Source organism: Actinomycetota bacterium (assembly GCA_041658625.1).
In the GTDB taxonomy this organism is placed as follows: domain Bacteria; phylum Actinomycetota; class JAHEXW01; order JAHEXW01; family JAHEXW01; genus JBAZZW01.
Genome location: JBAZZW010000003.1, coordinates 42,024 through 57,484 on the forward strand (window position 1 = coordinate 42,024; position 15,461 = coordinate 57,484).

At 55.1% G+C, this 15,461-nt stretch carries 16 protein-coding genes; all 16 read left to right on the forward strand.

Annotated features, from left to right (window positions below; genetic code table 11):
- Positions 1-3 precede the first annotated feature (3 nt).
- The 16 genes from WC891_08230 to ispF all read left to right on the forward strand — a co-directional run bounded on the left by WC891_08230 (position 4) and on the right by ispF (position 15,379).
- On the forward strand, positions 4-630 hold the full coding sequence (locus WC891_08230; GenBank protein MFA5867925.1) for a biotin transporter BioY: 627 nt from the start codon (positions 4-6) through the stop codon (positions 628-630).
- 3 nt (positions 631-633) lie between these two features.
- Positions 634-1,422 (forward strand): type III pantothenate kinase, encoded by a 789-nt coding sequence (locus WC891_08235; protein MFA5867926.1) that lies wholly within the window; start codon positions 634-636, stop codon positions 1,420-1,422.
- Positions 1,423-1,493: 71 nt separating this feature from the next.
- A complete protein-coding gene (locus WC891_08240; protein MFA5867927.1) occupies positions 1,494-2,069 on the forward strand; it encodes a hypothetical protein in 576 nt (191 codons plus the stop codon).
- Entirely contained in the window at positions 2,008-2,919 is a 912-nt protein-coding gene (locus tag WC891_08245; GenBank protein ID MFA5867928.1) for a quinate 5-dehydrogenase, read from the forward strand. The genes WC891_08240 and WC891_08245 overlap by 62 nt, the downstream gene beginning before the upstream one ends.
- A 7-nt stretch (positions 2,920-2,926) precedes the next feature.
- Positions 2,927-3,859, forward strand: coding sequence for a quinate 5-dehydrogenase (locus tag WC891_08250; protein ID MFA5867929.1), 933 nt, complete (start codon positions 2,927-2,929; stop codon positions 3,857-3,859).
- Positions 3,860-3,959: 100 nt separating this feature from the next.
- Positions 3,960-5,012, forward strand: coding sequence for a shikimate dehydrogenase (locus WC891_08255; GenBank protein MFA5867930.1), 1,053 nt, complete (start codon positions 3,960-3,962; stop codon positions 5,010-5,012).
- A 93-nt stretch (positions 5,013-5,105) separates the two neighbouring features.
- Positions 5,106-5,579 carry a transcription elongation factor GreA gene (greA, locus tag WC891_08260; protein MFA5867931.1) on the forward strand — a complete coding sequence of 158 codons (474 nt, stop codon included), beginning with the start codon at positions 5,106-5,108 and terminating at the stop codon, positions 5,577-5,579.
- Positions 5,576-7,063 carry a lysine--tRNA ligase gene (lysS, locus tag WC891_08265; GenBank protein MFA5867932.1) on the forward strand — a complete coding sequence of 496 codons (1,488 nt, stop codon included), beginning with the start codon at positions 5,576-5,578 and terminating at the stop codon, positions 7,061-7,063. Before greA ends, lysS begins: the two co-directional genes overlap by 4 nt.
- Before the next feature lie 76 nt (positions 7,064-7,139).
- On the forward strand, positions 7,140-7,367 hold the full coding sequence (locus tag WC891_08270; GenBank protein ID MFA5867933.1) for a hypothetical protein: 228 nt from the start codon (positions 7,140-7,142) through the stop codon (positions 7,365-7,367).
- 172 nt (positions 7,368-7,539) lie between these two features.
- Positions 7,540-10,020: an ATP-dependent Clp protease ATP-binding subunit gene (locus WC891_08275; GenBank protein MFA5867934.1), complete on the forward strand. Its 2,481-nt coding sequence runs from the start codon at positions 7,540-7,542 to the stop codon at positions 10,018-10,020.
- Between the two features lie 3 nt (positions 10,021-10,023).
- Complete coding sequence (gene radA / locus WC891_08280; protein ID MFA5867935.1) at positions 10,024-11,397, forward strand: DNA repair protein RadA; 1,374 nt, start codon at positions 10,024-10,026, stop codon at positions 11,395-11,397.
- 8 nt (positions 11,398-11,405) lie between these two features.
- Positions 11,406-12,467 carry a DNA integrity scanning diadenylate cyclase DisA gene (gene disA / locus WC891_08285; GenBank protein MFA5867936.1) on the forward strand — a complete coding sequence of 354 codons (1,062 nt, stop codon included), beginning with the start codon at positions 11,406-11,408 and terminating at the stop codon, positions 12,465-12,467.
- Positions 12,468-12,511: 44 nt separating this feature from the next.
- On the forward strand, positions 12,512-12,985 hold the full coding sequence (locus tag WC891_08290) for a CarD family transcriptional regulator (GenBank protein ID MFA5867937.1): 474 nt from the start codon (positions 12,512-12,514) through the stop codon (positions 12,983-12,985).
- A gap of 161 nt (positions 12,986-13,146) precedes the next feature.
- On the forward strand, positions 13,147-14,202 hold the full coding sequence (locus WC891_08295) for a PIN domain-containing protein (GenBank protein MFA5867938.1): 1,056 nt from the start codon (positions 13,147-13,149) through the stop codon (positions 14,200-14,202).
- Positions 14,199-14,894 carry a 2-C-methyl-D-erythritol 4-phosphate cytidylyltransferase gene (gene ispD / locus WC891_08300; protein ID MFA5867939.1) on the forward strand — a complete coding sequence of 232 codons (696 nt, stop codon included), beginning with the start codon at positions 14,199-14,201 and terminating at the stop codon, positions 14,892-14,894. The genes WC891_08295 and ispD overlap by 4 nt, the downstream gene beginning before the upstream one ends.
- Positions 14,894-15,379 carry a 2-C-methyl-D-erythritol 2,4-cyclodiphosphate synthase gene (ispF, locus tag WC891_08305; GenBank protein ID MFA5867940.1) on the forward strand — a complete coding sequence of 162 codons (486 nt, stop codon included), beginning with the start codon at positions 14,894-14,896 and terminating at the stop codon, positions 15,377-15,379. Before ispD ends, ispF begins: the two co-directional genes overlap by 1 nt.
- Positions 15,380-15,461 lie beyond the last annotated feature (82 nt).

Genomic DNA, 15,461 nt, shown 5'->3' on the forward strand with positions numbered 1-15,461 from the left:
GTTTTGACAGAATACGGAAATGCCGAGAGGCTAAGAACGGTCCGACTTGGTTTGTATGTCAGACGTGAATCGCTATCACTGGCCGGCAAGATAACCCTGGCGCTGGCTTTTGCCTTAGCGATAGGCTTGTCGGCCCAGATAAGGATTCCACTGCCGTTTAGCCCGGTTCCGGTAACCGGCCAGACTTTCGCGGTTCTGGCGGCCGGCGTTCTGCTCGGACGCAAATGGGGCAGTTTCAGCCTGGCCTCGTATGTCGCTTTGGGAGCGGCGGGCATACCCTGGTTCAACGGCGGCGGCGCGGGAATGTCATTCATTGCCGGACCCACCGGCGGTTATCTGATCGGTTTCATCTTAGCGGCCGGCATCATCGGCTTCATTGTCGACAAATTCCCGGCGGCCCGCGGATTCCTGCCCATGCTGGCCATCATGCTGGCTGTAAACTTTGTCGTTATTTACGGCCTGGGATTGGCCTGGCTGGGCGTTTACCTGAGCGCGATCAAGGGCGCCACCGTAACGTTGCCGGCGCTGCTGGCCATGGGAGCGCTCCCGTTCATCGCGGGCGATACTGGCAAAGCAGTTTTGGCCGCGCTGATGGCTAAGACCGTTACACCGAAGGAAGAGTCTTTTTAGATAGTGGCTAAAGCAAAATTACTGCTGGCAATCGATGTCGGTAATACACAATCCGTCGCCGGCACCTATTCGGGCGACGCCCTAAAGCGGCATTGGCGGATTTCTACGCATCCCAGAAAAACCAGCGACGAATGGGCGTTGGTGATTTCCGAACTGATGACCTTGAACGGCGGTTCGTTGGACAAGGTCGACGATGTCGTCATGAGCTCGGTCGTGCCTGAGGCGACACAGGCTTTGGAAGCCATGTGCCGTAAGACGCTGCAGCTTGAGCCGATGATTGTCGGACCGGAGACACCGGCCGGTATCAAAATCGCGACCTCAAATCCGGCCGAAGTCGGCGCCGACCGCATTGTCAACGCCGCCGCCGCGTTCCGGTTCTACGGGGGGCCGACTATCATCGTTGACTTCGGGACGGCGACGACTTTTGACGCCATCTCCGCCGCCGGGGAGTATTTGGGCGGAGCCATCGCGCCCGGAATCGAAATTTCACTCGACGCGTTGTACTCCCGCGCGGCGCGCCTATCGGAAATCAAGCTGGAGACACCGCAGCATGTCATCGGCCGTGATACGACCGAGAGCATGCAGTCAGGCATCATATTCGGATACGCCGGCCAGGTCGATACCCTAGTCAGAAAGATATCCGTCGAACTCGGCGTCGGTCTGGACAAAATCAAGATCATCGCGACCGGCGGTTTAGCCGAAACTGTCGTCAAGGCCTGCGGCACAATAACCGTCCACGACCCCCTTCTAACCCTCAAAGGTCTTAAACTCATCTGGGATCTCAACCGCTAACATTCTTTACCGCTAAATCTGATTGTGCTATTCTTGTCCACAAACGTGTGCACATTTCTTAGGAAAGGTTTGTGCTGTTGCGCAAAGAGATCAAGATCGGCGACAAGATAATCAGCATGGAGAGGGCCAGTTCCCTCATCGACAAGATATTTGACCTGCGTTCCAGCGGTTCGACGCAAGAGGAAGTCGCGAAGATGCTGGGCGTCGAGCGGTCCTTTATCTCTCACTTGGAAGGCATCGGCGAAGTCAGGAAATCTAAGGAGATCGCGCTTATCGGTTCGAGCTTGGCCGACATCGAAAAGGTCGAGAATACGGCCGCTGGCCTAGGGATAGAGCATGTCTTCTTAAACCGCGATGGGACCGCCCGTATCGAGGACGCCCTCCAGGTTTTGGCGCTGTTAAAGAGCATCGACTTTATCATCTTCCTCGGACCGCCCAAAGAACATAAGTTGCTGGAAGCGGTTTTGGACAAAAAAATAATCGGAATACCCCCCGATAAGGAAAAGGAACTTGCCACAGTGCTAGCCGAATTCGCGGATAAACGAACGCGGCGCGCGTTTAGAACAGTAAGGAGAGGTGAAGCGAGTGAGCCAAAGAGAAGTGATCAGCGTAAGTATCGGCTCCTCAAACCGGAATCACGAAGTTGACGTAGAGCTTCTGGGACAGAGCTTCAAAATCAGGCGCGTCGGCACGGACGGCGATGTGGAAGCGGCTTTAAAGATGCTCAGTGAACTGGATGGCAAAGTCGACGCCTTCGGCTTGGGCGGCATATGTTTTTGCCTGGTCGGCCCGGGCGGACGGGAGAGCAAGATCCGATCGGCCAAGCCTTTCAGAAAAGCGGTCAAGAAGACGCCGCTGCTTGATGGAACAGGGTTAAAAAACACGCTTGAGCGTAACGCCGTGTACTATATGAGGGACGTCGAAGGCTTCGACTTCGTCGACAAGAAGGTCTTGATGGTCAGTGCCGTCGACCGTTTCGGGATGGCCGAGGCTTTAAGCGACGTGGGCTGCCGGATGATTTTCGGCGATTTGATTTTCGGCCTGAAGATTCCTATCGCGATCAAGAGCATGCGCCAGTTCAGAATCCTGGCTAGGGTTATGCTTCCCGTAGCGACCAAGCTGCCTTTCAAGGTGCTCTACCCGACGGGGACAGAGCAAAACGAGACTTCGCCGGAGAAGTTCGCCAAGTACTTTAATAAAGCGGAGATAATCGCCGGCGACTACCTCTATATAAAGAAATACATGCCGGACGACATGACGGGGAAAGTGATTATTACGAACACCGTCACGGCGTCGGATGTTGCCGAGATGCGCCGGAGGGGCGTGTCGCTGTTAATAACGACAACGCCGGAATTCAACGGCCGGTCGTTCGGCACCAACGTCATGGAGGCGACCTGCGTGGCGCTTTTGGATAAGGATCCGGAAGAGGTAACGCCGGAAGACTACTACGAAATCCTGAAACGACTGGGCTTTAAGCCGAGGATCGAGAGATGGTGACATCGGGATGACAGACAAGCAAAAAGACGTCGTCAGCGTAAGCCTAGGCTCATCCAGCAGGGACCACGAAGTTGAAGTGGACCTCTTGGGGCAGAAATTCAAGATAAAACGCGTCGGGACCGACGGGGACATAAAAAAAGCCAAAAAGATGATAAAGGAACTGGACGGCAGCGTCGATGCTTTCGGCCTAGGGGGCATTGACTTATACCTGTTCGCGCCAGGGGGTAAGAGGTATAAGATTCGCGAGGCTAAGAAGTTTAAGAAGCTGGCTAAAAAGAGCGACATGGTTGACGGATCGGGGCTGAAAAACACCCTGGAGCGCAAGACCATCGAGTATATGAAGGACGAAGAGGATTTTCAGTTCGTCGACAAGAAGGTCTTGATGGTCAGCGCCGTCGACCGTTTCGGGATGGCCGAGGCGCTGCACGAAGCCGGCGCCAAGATGGTCTTCGGCGACCTGATTTTCGGTCTAAAAATCCCGGTGGCCATCCGCAGCATGCGGCAGTTCGAGATCCTGGCCCGCATTCTGCTGCCGGTCGCCACCAAGCTGCCTTTTAAGGTCCTTTATCCGACCGGCTCCGAACAAGACAAGAAACCGCGCGACAAATACGGCAAGTATTATCGCGAAGCGGACATAATCGCCGGCGACTACCTGTTCATCAAGAAGTATATGCCGCAGGATATGGAGGGCAAGGTTATCATCACTAACACCGTTACGCCCGCCGACGTAGAGGAGCTCAAGAAACGTGGGGTAGCTTTGCTGATAACGACGACGCCGGAGTTCGAAGGCCGGTCGTTCGGCACAAACGTTATGGAGGCGACCTGTGTCGCGCTGCTCGGTAAGAACGCCGACGACATAACCCCCGAAGACTATCTAGAGGTTCTGCAGAAGCTAGGATTTAAGCCCAGGGTGGAGAGACTTGCCGAAACTGAAGACTAGATCCTCGAACAGCCTAAAAGGCAGAATAAAGCCGAGACAAGCTCGAAAGGCAGCGTCTCCTGATGTTGAGAAGTTTGCTTTTATCATCCATCCGCTGGATATGGGCATTGTGACCAGGCGCTATAAAATAGCGAACCGGATTCCGGAACGGATAACGGCCTCTATGATCAAACGAAAGAAACCCTGGGCAATATCCGAGATCACCGGCATCAAATCAAAAACGGGACGAGAGGCCATCGGCTGGTTTGTCGTTGTTCCCCTTTTACCGTCGCAGATTCTCAACCTGCGAGAGAAATTCGTATTCAAGAAGATTATTAAGGGCGCCGAAGTGGCGGCCAAACTAGGCGCCGGCATCGTCGGCCTGGGCGCTTTTACCGCGCTGGTCGGAGGCGCCGGGAAAGAGATCGCCGACGCGTCGGAGATTGCCGTGACGACCGGAAACACTTACACGGTGGCGACGGCCATCGAGGGCGCGCAGAAAGCCTCGGCTTTGATGGGCATCGAGATGCCGCAGGCGACCGTAGCCGTTATCGGCGCGACCGGTAGTATCGGCAAGATAGCCACCAATATCTTAAGTCGCGAAGCCGGCTTGACCTATGTTGTAGGCCGGGACATGGCCAGGCTGGAAGCGTTGCGCGACGAGTTGCCGGGCAATGTCGTGGCAACCATCAATATCTCAGACGCCGTCCGGCGAGCCGACATTATTGTCTCCGTATCCAGCGCGGTAGACGCGATCATCAACCCGGCCGACATCAAGCCGGGCGCGGTCGTTTGTGATGTCGCCAGACCGCGGGATATCGCCGAGGTCGTAGCGGAAACGAGAAACGATGTCCTGGTAATCGACGGGGGCGTCGTCAAGGTTCCCGGTCACGTGGATTTTCATTTTGACATAGGTTTGCCGAAAGGACTGGCCTTGGCGTGCATGGCTGAAACGATGATACTTGCCCTGGAGGGACGGTACGAAGACTACACCATCGGCCGGGAGATCTCGGTCGAACAGGTTCGCGAGATGCAGGCTATGGCCGCCAAGCACGGTTTTGAACTAGCCGGCTTTCGCAGTTTTGAGAAAGCGCTAACCGATGACCAGGTTCGGAACATACGCCGTAACGCGGCCAAAGCCTTGAGAAAAAACTCTGTTACATTACCGACCTAAATCGGTTATAATTAGTCTCACTTTTTATAGGGGCGCTGCCGCGCGTATCACGGCGGGCAGTGCTTTATTGTTGATAACGGAGGATAACAGCGAGTGCCCAAGGAAATCATTCTAACTAAACACGGCAAGGAGATGCTCGAAGAAGAGCTGGCCGACTTAACGAACGTGAGACGCAAGGAAGTCGCCAAGCGACTCAAGGAAGCCAAGGATTTCGGCGATATCTCCGAGAACTCCGAATACGAGGACGCGAAGAACGAGCAAGCCTTTATCGAAGGCAGGATCTCGGAAGTCCAGCACATTCTTGCTAACGCGGAAATAGTCAGCGAACCCAAGGGAAAGAAAGACAAAGTCAGGCTGGGCTTGGTGGCGACGTTGAGGGATATGGAAACCAGGAAGGTCCATAATTTCCGGATCGTCGGCTCGTTCGAGGCGGACCCCGATCTTATGCAGATATCTCATGAGTCACCGGTCGGCCAGGCTATTCTGGGTAAGAAGGTCGGCGATATCGTGGAAATCGAACTTCCTCACGGGTCTCTAAGGTATAAGGTAGAGGATATTAAGAAATGACCGAAGAGCTGAACGATCTAATCGTTCACCGGCTCCAAAAACTCGAGCACGCCCGCGACTCGGGCGACGATCCCTATAAATCCGCGTACGAACGCACCGCCTTGGTCGCCGAGATTGAAACCAAACACGGTTCCATCGAGGCCGGCCAGCATACAGGTGACAAGGTCAGCATTGCCGGCCGGCTTATGGCCCTTAGGCGGCACGGCAAGGCTAGCTTCGCGGAACTTGTTGACAGGACCGGCCGCATCCAGCTGTACCTGGCCGAGGACGTCTTGGGCGAAGCCGATTATGAGCGTTTTCTGACCTACGACATCGGCGACATCATCGGGGTGTCCGGCGAGGTCTTCAAAACCAAACGCGGCCAGTTATCCGTTGAGATCGCCGACTTTTCGTTGCTGACCAAGTCGATGCGGCCTCTGCCTGAGAAATGGCACGGCTTGCGCGATATCGAAACCCGCTACCGCCAGAGATATCTTGACCTCATTATGAATCCCGAAGTCAAAGAGACATTTGTGCGCAAAACGCAGATCATTGCCATCTTACGAAGGCTTCTGGACGAGCTGGGATTCATGGAAGTGGAAACGCCTATGTTGCACCCGATTCCGGGCGGCGCGGCGGCCAAGCCGTTTATTACACATCATCACGCGCTGGACTGCGATCTGTATTTGCGCATCGCGCCGGAACTCTATTTAAAGAGGCTTATCATAGGGGGATTGGAGCGCGTCTATGAAATAAACAAGAGTTTCCGCAACGAGGGCATTTCCATTAAACACAATCCTGAATTTCTTATGATCGAGGTTTACCAGGCTTACGCCGATTATCGCGACATGATGGATTTGACCGAGTCCTTGATTACGGGGGTTATCAAGGAGATCAAGGACTCGACCACCCTGGTCTATCAGGAAATCGAGCTTAACTTCACGCGGCCTTGGCGTAGACTGACGATGATCGACGCCATAAAAGAATTTACCGGCCGAGAGGTTTCTTTCGACACGAGCCTGGACAATTTGATTAAGGTCGCGGGTGAAATGAAAGTGGAGCTTAAGCCGCACCTGGGCAAAGGCGGTGTTATCACGGAGATTTACGAGAAAGCGGTCGAGCACCTGATCGAACAGCCGACCTTCGTCATCGATTACCCGCGGGAAACATCGCCACTGGCCCGGCAGCACCCGGACAATCCTGAGCTGACGGAGCGTTTTGAGCTTATTATTGCCGGGCGGGAAGTCGCCAACGCGTTCTCCGAGTTAACCGATCCCGGCGACCAGCGCAAGCGTTTTGAAGCCCAGTTAAAGAATAAGGAAGCAGGCGACGAGGAAGCCCATGAACTGGATGAGGACTTCATAGCGGCGTTGGAATACGGCATGCCGCCGGCCGGCGGCTTAGGCATAGGTGTAGATCGTCTGGTTATGTTAATCACCGACAGCGCGTCCATCCGCGACGTAATACTTTTCCCGCAGCTCAAACCCAAACACGCGGAAGACTAGGCACATTGACTATCAGCGTGTTTTTGGATAATCTTTCACAAGATAAATCATTCGTGTTTTCATCAAGGAGGGCTTTATGAGAAGGGCTTTGGCTCTTGTCACATCTACGTTTTTGTTTGTCCTGTTGACGGCTGTTCCGGCCGCCGCTTCGGGAGCGGTAGAGGGAGCCGGCGGTACGGTTAAGGTTTTGGAGGACTTCGCGATCATCGCCGCTATAGCGTTAGCCGCTGTCGTCGTGTGTTTTATCGCGGTTAAGACCGCCCGCAAACACGGCGGCAAGGACGAGGATGCGGAGAAGGGATAGTATGAAATCGCCAACACCATCAGTTTTGGTCGGTTCTATCCTCATAATGCTTTTAGCCCCGGACCGGCCTCGGCTTATTTGACCAACCGCAGCTGCCCTATACAGGGCGGTAAATCACCCGGCGCTTCCGCTATGCTATATTGGGCTTATAGCCCAAGGAGGCGAATTCTGAATGTTTGAACGCTTCACCGAACGGGCCCGACGCGTGGTTGTCCTGGCGCGCGAAGAAGCCCGGATGCTTAACCAGAATTACATCGGAACCGAGCACCTGCTGCTCGGCTTGATTCTCGAGGGCGAAGGCGTCGCCGCCAAAGCTCTGGAAAACCTGGATATCAGCCTGGAAGATGTACGGCTTCAGGTAGAGAAGATCATCGGCCGGGGCGAAGCCACCTCGATCGGCCATATCCCGTTTACTCCTAGGGCCAAGAAGGTCCTTGAATTATCCCTGCGCGAAGCCTTGCAGCTAGGTCACAACTATATCGGGACCGAACACATCCTGCTTGGCTTGATTCGAGAGGGGGAGGGTGTCGCCGCCCGAGTTTTAATAAACCTGGGCGCCGACCTGGAACGCGTACGCAACGAGGTCATCCAACTCCTGTCCGGGGCCTATACGGCCAGCGGCGCAGCCCCTACGGCTACGCCGAAAGAAGCCGGCGCGAAGAACGCTCTGTTGGATCAGTTCGGCCGCGACTTGACGCAGATGGCCCAGGACAGCAAGCTCGATCCGGTCATCGGCCGGAAGACGGAGATCGACCGCGTCATGCAGATCCTGTCCCGCCGGACCAAGAATAATCCGGTTCTGATCGGCGAACCGGGCGTCGGCAAGACAGCCGTCGTCGAAGGTTTCGCCCAAGCGATTGTCCAAGGCCGCGTCCCGGAGAGTCTTAAGGGCAAACGGCTGTATACGCTGGATTTAGGCGCGCTGGTCGCCGGTTCGCGCTATCGGGGCGACTTCGAGGAACGATTGAAGAAGCTCTTAAAAGAGATCCGGGCGCGGGGCGACGTTATCATCTTTATCGACGAAGTCCACAACCTGGTCGGAGCAGGCGCCGCGGAAGGCGCCATCGACGCCGCCAGTATCCTAAAACCGGCGCTCGCCAGGGGCGAACTCCAGACGATCGGCGCGACCACTCTCGACGAATACCGTAAATATTTGGAAAAAGACGCCGCCCTGGAACGCCGCTTTCAACCCGTCCTAGTCGGCGAACCGAGCGTGGACGAAACGATTGAGATTTTGGGCGGCTTGCGCGACCGTTACGAGGCGCATCATGGGGTAACCATTACCGACGACGCGCTGTTCGCCGCCGGCCACCTGGCCGAACGCTATATCTCCGAGAGATTTCTGCCGGATAAGGCCATTGATCTTATCGACGAGGCGGCCAGCCGGATCAAGATCCGGAGCATGACGGCGCCGCCTGATTTCCGGGAGATGGAAGAGCGGTTGAAGCGGCTGCGGCAGGAAAAAGAGTCGGCCATCGAAGCCCAGGAATACGAGAAAGCGGCCAATCTCCGCGATCGAGAGAGAAAGCTCCTTTTCGAGAAGATGCAGATGGAGAAGGAATGGAAGAAACCCGCCTCAGGCCGTCGCGTTAAGGTCACGGAAAAAGATATCGCCGAAGTCGTTAGCCAATGGACAGGCATCCCTGTTCACGAGCTGACCGAGGAAGAATCGGAAAAACTGATGCGCATGGAAGACGCGCTCCATATGAGGATCGTCGGACAGGACGAGGCGGTCAAAGCCATCTCCCGGGCCATCAGGCGCGGCCGGGCCGGCTTGAAGGATCCGCGGCGGCCGACCGGTTCCTTTATATTCCTTGGCCCGTCGGGTGTCGGCAAAACGGAGCTCGCCAGGACTTTGGCTGAGTTTCTGTTCGGCGATGAGGACGCTTTGATTCAGCTCGACATGAGCGAATACATGGAGAAGCATTCGGTTTCGCGGTTGGTCGGCTCGCCGCCGGGCTACGTCGGGTACGAGGAAGGCGGTCAGCTGTCGGAAGCGGTCCGTCGCCGTCCGTATTCGGTCGTTCTCTTGGACGAGATCGAGAAAGCGCATCCGGACGTTTTTAACATCCTGTTACAGATACTTGAGGACGGGCGGTTGACCGATAACCAGGGCCATGCCGTCGATTTTCGCAACGCGGTTATAATTCTTACATCAAACCTAGGCACACGCGATATCAAGAAAGCGCGAGGCATGGGCTTTAAGGTGGCCGGCCACGGCGAAATCTCTTACGATGAAATGAAAGACAGCGTCATAGCTGAACTTAAACGGACTTTCCGACCCGAGTTCCTAAACCGTGTCGACGACGTTATCATCTTCCATGAGCTTAAACCGGCCGACATCAAGGTGATCGTCGACATTATGGTCGCCGGTCTGCAAGCGCGCTTGGGCGCGATCGGCCTTAAGATTAAACTGTCCGACGCCTCCAAGGACGTCTTAGCCAAAGAAGGATATGACCCTACCTTGGGCGCGAGACCGCTTAGACGGGCGCTCCAGCGGCTGGTTGAGGATCCGTTGAGCGAGACTATTCTAAAAAGTAAACCGAAGGCCGGCGAGACGATAACCATCGACGCCGCTGACGGAAAAATAGTCTTCGTCAAAGGCAAAGACGCCAAGCCGGAGAAACTGGTCGGCAGCAAGAAGAAAGATTAGGTAATGAAGACGGCCGGGACCGCTTATCGCTGCGGCGATTGCGGATATGTTTCTCTCCAATGGCTCGGCCGATGCCCGGAATGCGGCGAATGGAACTCTTTTATCGCCGAGGCCGCTACGCCGGTTAAAAGCGGTAAATCCAAAGCAAAAGCAGCCCGTTCAGGTATTTCTTCCGGCTTGCCCCAACCTCTAAATGTTGTCAGCGCCGCCGAAACCCCGCGCTTTACCAGCGGGTACGAGGAGTTGGACAGGGTTTTGGGCGGCGGCATCGTCCCGGGTTCGCTGGTGCTGCTTGGGGGCGAGCCCGGCATCGGTAAATCAACGCTTCTGCTTCAACTTGCCCTGCGTGTGGCGGACGCTGGCGAAACCGTGCTTATTGCCTCGGGCGAGGAATCCGAGAAACAGGTAAGAATGAGGGCCGACCGTTTAGGCCAGGCGGCCGACGGGCTTTATGTCGCGGCCGAAACGAACATCGAGCGAATAATCCAGTCCGCGGAGACGCTCACCCCGTCTGTCCTGGTCGTTGATTCCATTCAGACCATGAGCGATCCGGAAACCTCAGGCGGCGCGGGAAGCCTAAACCAGGTCAAGGAATGCACTCACCGCTTACTCACGGCGGCCAAGTCGGGCGGCACCGCGGTTTTTATTGTCGGACACGTCACCAAGGAAGGTGCGATCGCGGGTCCCCGCGTCCTCGAACACATGGTGGACACGGTTCTCTATTTCGAGGGCGAGCGGCACCAAAGCCACCGAATTGTTCGCGCCGTCAAGAACAGGTTCGGTTCGACAGACGAGATAGGCGTTTTTGACATGGGCGACTCGGGATTGAGAGAAGTCGCCAATCCGTCCGAGATATTCATCGCCGACAGGCGCCGGGGAACGCCCGGCAGCGTAGTCGTCGCCTCTATTGAAGGGACGCGTTCCTTCCTAGTCGAACTGCAGGCTTTGGCGGCGCCGACTTCATTAGCCTACCCGCGTCGCGTCGCGGCGGGACTTGATTACCAAAGATTGGCGCTGCTGACGGCGGTTTTAGAACGCCGGGCTGGATTAAAACTCGGGACTCAGGACGTCTACGTAAGCGCGGCGGGCGGTTTGAAAATTGTGGAACCGGCAGCTGACCTTGGAATCGCCCTAGCCATCGCCTCTGCCTTTAAAGGCAAGCCGCTGACGGCGGAGACGGTTGTTTTCGGGGAAATCGGCTTAAGCGGAGAGGTCAGATTCGTCTCGCACGCCGAACGCCGGATTAAGGAAGCGGCCAGGCTGGGTTTTAAGACAGCCATAGTGCCGCCGGGCGCGGCCAAGACCGGAATCAAAGGAATAGATATAATAGAGGTAACCAACGTCAGGGACGCGTTGAACCGGCTCTCGGCAAACTAGGAGGAGAATTGGACATATACAGGAACGAGCGTTTGGCGGCGATTTTAAGACGCGTCGCTCCCGGCACTCCGCTCAGGCAAAGTTGCGATCGGATAATCGCTTCCAAGCACGGCGCCCTCATCGTCTTAAGCAACCGGCCGGACGTCATGGCTTTGTTGCAGGGCGGGTTCGAGATAAACGCCGATTTTCTGTCGAGCAAACTATATGAGCTTGCCAAGATGGACGGGGCGATCATTATTTCGTCGGACTACAGCCGTATTCTCAGAGCCAACGTACATCTCGCTCCTGACATGTCCATAATCTCAAAGGAAACCGGAACCCGGTCGCGGACCGCCGAGCGAGTCGCCCGGCAAACCGGCGCGCCGGTTCTTTGCGTATCCGAGGAAATGGGCCAGATCTTCCTTTTTCTGGACGATATTAAATACACCCTGGAAGACATCAGGATTCTAATGTCGCGCGGGACACAAGCCCTACAGGCGTTGGAGAAATACCGGCTTCGATTAAACCAAGTTCTTAACCAGCTGACCAACCTCGAGTTCGAGGGGCTGGCGGCGCTGGAAGACGTGTTGGTCGCCGTCCAACGCTTAGAGATGGTCGAACGAATCTCTGAGGAGATATCCGGTTATGTGATCGAGCTCGGTGTGGATGGACGCTTAATCGAGCTCCAGCTTGACGAGCTGGTGTCCGGGATCAAAGTCGATTTCGATAATCTGCTGAAAGACTACTGTCGGTTAAAGAAGGGTTGTTCTGTTACCGACACCCAGAAGCGACTGGGGGATTTGGACGACGAAGAACTTTTGGATTATTCGACGATTGCGAGGATTTTGGGGTACGCCGGCAGCAAAGAGGCCATGTCACAGTATGTAACGCCGAAAGGCTACCGGATGCTCAGCCGGATTCCGCGTTTGTCGACATCCGTGATTAACCGCCTGGTGGAAAAGTTCGGTAATCTGAACAATATTATCCGAGCCGGGCGTCGTCAACTGGAAGCTGTCGAAGGCGTTGGCGTGACGCGCGCCCGTGTTCTCCAGGACGGTCTACGGCGGATGTCTGAAACAAACATGACATAGACCTGCTCTTTGTGCTAGAATAAGCACTCAAGGGGGCGATTTTATTGTACAAGATTGGCGAACGAGTGGTCTGTCCTCCCCATGGTGCTGCCGTCATCGAGGGCATCCAGGACAAATGGGTTCTGGGCGAGAAACGACAGTACTATATTATTAAACCCTTCTATGGTCACATCACCATCATGCTGCCTGTGGACAGCGCCCCGGAGCTAGGTTTGAGATCCGTCATCGAACCCCATGAAATCGACGGAGTCATGGCCGTCCTGGGACTGGAATGTTCCGATCTTCCCGCCAACTGGAACCAGCGGTTTAAAGAAAACTGGCGCAAGCTTGGCAGCGGTAATATTCTCGAGGTGGCCGAGGTTGTCAGGGACTTAAGCTCGATCGAACGGAACAAAGCCCTGTCCGCTAAGGAAAAGGACCTGCTAAAGCAAGCCCGCAGAACTCTCATCAGTGAACTCGTATTCGCTCGTAACGTAGAGGAGAGCGAAGCTATCAGGGCCATCGAAGCGGCCCTATAACCTATAACTCAGTCGCGAGGCTGGCGTATTCATTCCAAACCACATCAAGCCGGTCTTGTTTTATTCCGCGATTATCCGTAATCTGTTAACGTATGCGGAGGTGAGATAGAGAAACAAAAACGTTTATATCCTTTTATAGAAACACCGGACAAGGAGCGTCGATGGTTATATTTTTTCGCTTTGTCTTTATTGTTTTAGGCGCCACTGCCGGATGGGAGAGCGGTCAGAATTTATTGAAAGCGCTTTCCTTAACGAGCTCGATAACTCTGCAAGCTGCGACCATTTTGGCCGTCATGACCATATTCGGCGGCGCGGGGTACGTGCTCGGCGGCATTTTCGGACGCGCGTTCGAGGAGCTAATGCAGTCAATCGAGAACCGGCTGCAGCAATACTCGGGCACAGATATCCTATTTTCCGTCGCAGGTCTTATAATCGGTCTGTTGGCGGCGTTCTTCCTCTCATTCGGTCTAGTCTATCTTCCTTACGGGACGTGGTTTGTCGTCTTCGGCTTTATCATTTTGGGCGGCATTGGATTACTGGTCGGGTTCGTTAAACGCGATGACCTGGCAGTGATGTTCAGAATGGGTAAAGTCGGACCTAAGAGCGAGCCGGGGGAGCCGGCCAGAAGCCCCAAATTAGTCGACACAAGCGCCATTATCGACGGCCGCATCATCGATATCGCTTCAGCGGGTTTTGTTGAAGGCACGCTGATCGTGCCCCGCTTTGTTCTGGACGAGCTGCAACTCATTTCGGACTCGACAGATTCATTACGCCGCCAAAGAGGCCGCCGCGGCCTTGATATACTCAACAACCTCAAAAAAGAAGGCGACTCGAAAATCAATATCCTGGAGAAGGACTACAAGGATATTACCGGCGTCGACAGCAAACTGGTAAAGCTGGCCAAGGATCTCGACGGCACCGTTATCACGGTCGACTACAACTTAAACAAGGTCGCTCGCTTGCAGGGCGTTAAGGTGCTTAACGTTAACGAGCTGGCCAACGCGCTGAAAGCGATCGTGCTGCCGGGCGAGGAAATGGCCGTCCGCGTCGTCAAGGAAGGGAAAGAAGCCAACCAGGGAGTCGCATATTTAGACGACGGCACCATGGTTGTCGTAGAAGACGGCCGGAAGTTGATAGGCAAGGACATCACCGGTCTGGTAACGAGCGCGCTGCAGACACCGGCGGGGCGGATGGTTTTTGTGAGGCCGAAAAAGTGAACGTAACGATTATTCCGGCAGCCGGACGCGGCAAGCGTATGGCCTCGCCGACAAGCAAACAGTTCCTGATTCTGGCAGGGAAGCCTGTGTTAGCCCACACCCTGGCCGCCTTCGAGGAAGCAAAGCTGGTAGACAGCGTTATCGTGGTCGGCAAAGCCAAGGACATAGAATTCTGCAAGAACAGAATCGTTAAGAAATTCGGATTCAAGAAGATCATCGGCTATGTGATCGGGGGCCGGCGGAGGCAGGATTCCGTGGCCAACGCGCTTATGGCCCTGCCGCCGGAGACGAAAACCGTCATCGTGCATGATGCCGCGCGGCCGCTTGTTACACCGGAATTGATCGATAAAGCGATCAAAGAGGCCAAGCACTGGCCGGCGTTGACGGTCGGCTTACCGGTCAAGAATACGATAAAGAGAATAACCACAGACGAGCTTGTCGAATACACGTTGGACCGGCCGAGACTGTGGACGATTCAAACACCCCAGGTGTTCAAGGCGGACGTCCTTATGCACGCCCATCGAGTCGCGAAGACAGACAAGCTATGGGGGACGGACGACACCATGCTGGTCGAGAAGACCGGCAAACCAGTACGTGTCATCCTGGGCTCCGAAGAGAACATCAAGATAACGACGCCCATAGATATGTTAATTGCCGAAGCCATTATAGCCAAACGAAAGAAGGGGAAATAATGTACAGGATTGGTACCGGATACGACGCGCACCGTTTTGTGCAGAACCGAGACCTTGTTTTAGGCGGCGTTAACATTCCATTCAAATACGGTCTGGCCGGCTGGTCGGACGCTGACGTTTTATGTCACGCTATGGCCGACGCGGTTCTGGGCGCCGCAGCCGCCGGCGATATCGGCCATTATTTCGCGCCGAACGATCCGCGTTGGAAAGGCGTGTCCAGTATCGAGCTATTAAAAAAAGTCAGAGAGATAATCGATGAACGTGGGTATGAGGTAGTAAACGTCGATAGCGTTCTGATTATGGAGGAACCTAAGGTCGGCGACTATAGGCGGGAGATGGGCCAGAATATAGGCGCAGCTTTGGGCATCGATCCGCGAGCGGTCGGAGTCAAAGCGACAACAACTGAAGGCCTCGGCTTTGTCGGCGAAGGCCAAGGCGCGGCCGCCCAGGCCGTCGCCCTTATTAAAATAAAAGATAAGAAATAAAATATAAGAGATCAAGAATGCCAAATCTGACCGAAGATAGAGAATATTCTTCGTGTGAGCGAGCCCAAGCGAGCGAGTTGAG